Origin of the sequence: Microcoleus sp., from assembly GCF_049646505.1 — a bacterium.
Classification (GTDB): domain Bacteria; phylum Cyanobacteriota; class Cyanobacteriia; order Cyanobacteriales; family Microcoleaceae; genus Microcoleus.
The window spans coordinates 1-1,921 of the sequence record NZ_JBARVX010000521.1; the positions used below are offsets into that span (position 1 = coordinate 1).

2 protein-coding genes are annotated in these 1,921 nt (G+C 46.7%); both read left to right on the forward strand.

Annotated features, from left to right (window positions below):
* The first annotated feature begins 151 nt into the window (after nt 1–151).
* Nucleotides 152–556: a hypothetical protein gene (locus WBA89_RS24775; protein ID WP_424410167.1), complete on the forward strand. Its 405-nt coding sequence runs from the start codon at nt 152–154 to the stop codon at nt 554–556.
* On the forward strand, nt 472–1,602 hold the full coding sequence (locus tag WBA89_RS24780) for an EH signature domain-containing protein (protein ID WP_424410168.1): 1,131 nt from the start codon (nt 472–474) through the stop codon (nt 1,600–1,602). Before WBA89_RS24775 ends, WBA89_RS24780 begins: the two co-directional genes overlap by 85 nt.
* Nucleotides 1,603–1,921 lie beyond the last annotated feature (319 nt).

The window sequence follows — 1,921 nt, forward strand, 5'->3', positions numbered from 1 at the left end:
ACAAGGGCTGACGCGCTGGCGATCGCCAAAACCGGCTTTTTCAACTCGCTCGCGCGCACTCCCCTGAAATTATTATCAAAAAAATCTCGGTTGATGCGCCGCCAAATAAAAAATGCTAATTCAGTAATTTAATTGGGATAAAGTTATCAAAATGAGCCTTCAGTTTCGCGAAATTCAACTGCCCTCAAATCCCAGCCAGCCACAACCAGAAAAAATACAAAACGCTGGCAGTTATGCCCAGAAAAACAAGCCAAATGTGCCAGAAGTGAAAGGGATATCGCGGCGAGGGATAGCAGAAATTATAGCAGATATTCAGAGCGATCGATCTGACAGCATTACTCCTCTGGAATGGACTTATTGTCTCTGGGCTAAAGCTGAATGGGACACCAAAAATCCCGATCGCGCCCCAGAAATATCCCAAGCTATTTGGCTGGTAGCTCAAAACAATGTCCGCCTGAAACAGCAGTTGCTGTGGCGCTTGGCTCTGCACCACAGCCACCAGTTAGAAAATCCTGTTTCTCTAGCAATGTTCCGGTGCTCGATCGCTCTTTGGTAGAGTGCTTTGCCGAATTTGCCAGCACGGCGGCGGGTATCGATGCTTTACCAGTACAAATTATTAAAATCCTGACTCGCGATAACTCTGATTACGAGCTAGCAAAACTCAGTTGGCAATATCTCAAAACCCCAACGGAGCTGTTAGCAAAAGCTCAGTTACCCGCCACAATCCCCGCAGTCGATCGCGCTCAAGTGCACCTTGCCGGAATTTTTGCTAAAAATCAGGTTTCCGATTTGTCGGGCGTAGAATGGCTGCTCAGGTGCTTGAAGGAAATGCCACCAGCGCCGCAACTTGCAGCAGTTGAAGAGTTGTTAGTGAAAATTTCGAGCGATATTCTCAAAAATCAAAGGCCGAAATTGGTTGAGTGGGTGCGAGATGAATATTATCCGAAATTGCAGTTAGTTTCGGCTCCCGCGCGAGAGTCGCTGATTCGATGGATTGGCGCACTAAATTACAGTTATTTCCAGAAAACAATTGATTTGGTGGCGCGGATGCTGCGGCTGTCTGATGCGGAAATTAAGCAGTTGGAGGAGCGCCGGGATTTTTGGGCAAATTACACCGATCGCCTGAAGCGGGTGCGGTTGCTTTTGCCGCAGTCGTCTGCGAGCGCGATCGGCTACCAGTTGCAGTTTGATGTGGATATCTTACCAGATGAGGGCGCTCCTGCAACTGAGGTCTGCATTTTTCAGTTTGAGGATTATTGTGCGATCGAGTTTTTCCGGGGCACCGGGGCGGAACTTCGGTTAATTGGGCGCAGCAAAGAGAGCGATCGGCTGTTGTTTGTCAAAAAAGAACTTTCAATTAAGCGCATCAGAAAATTAGGTGGCGAAGTGCACGATCGCGTTTTTATGTGGCAGAGTTCCTGTGAAAAGTGGCTGAAAAAGAAAAAGATTCTGCCCAATGAGGGGACTAAATCTTTTCAGGGAATGTCGCAGTATTACGGTAAATATGATGCTACAAATGGCTTGAGAATGCCGGAACCTCAAGAACAAAAAGAACGCGAAGTTTTATTGAAAAAGTGGCAAAAAGAAATGGAATCTTTGTGATAATGATTGCGACTAATCAGTTTGTAGTGAGGAATCCGAGTCCGCAAAAATTAAGCAGGACTCACATTCCTCACTACAAACCATATCGAAGTCTGCGATAGTCATATTTTCCCCGGTAGAATATTTTGGGGTTGACCGAAATTGCCGCAAACGGGCGATCGTCCTCCTCGATCTTTCCTCGCGGGTACAGCCGAAAAGACTGTTCCCAGATGCCGTCAAATTATACCATTTTTCTAAAATCGTGCAACACTCTTCGACCCCCCCTAGCCCCCCCTTGCAAAGGGGGGGGACAAGAATACTGTTGCATTATTATTTTAAA

Coding starts and splice junctions, on each gene's coding strand:
- WBA89_RS24775 (WP_424410167.1), top strand. CDS start 152: ATGAGCCTTCAGTTTCGCGAAATTCAACTGCCCTCAAATCCCAGCCAG.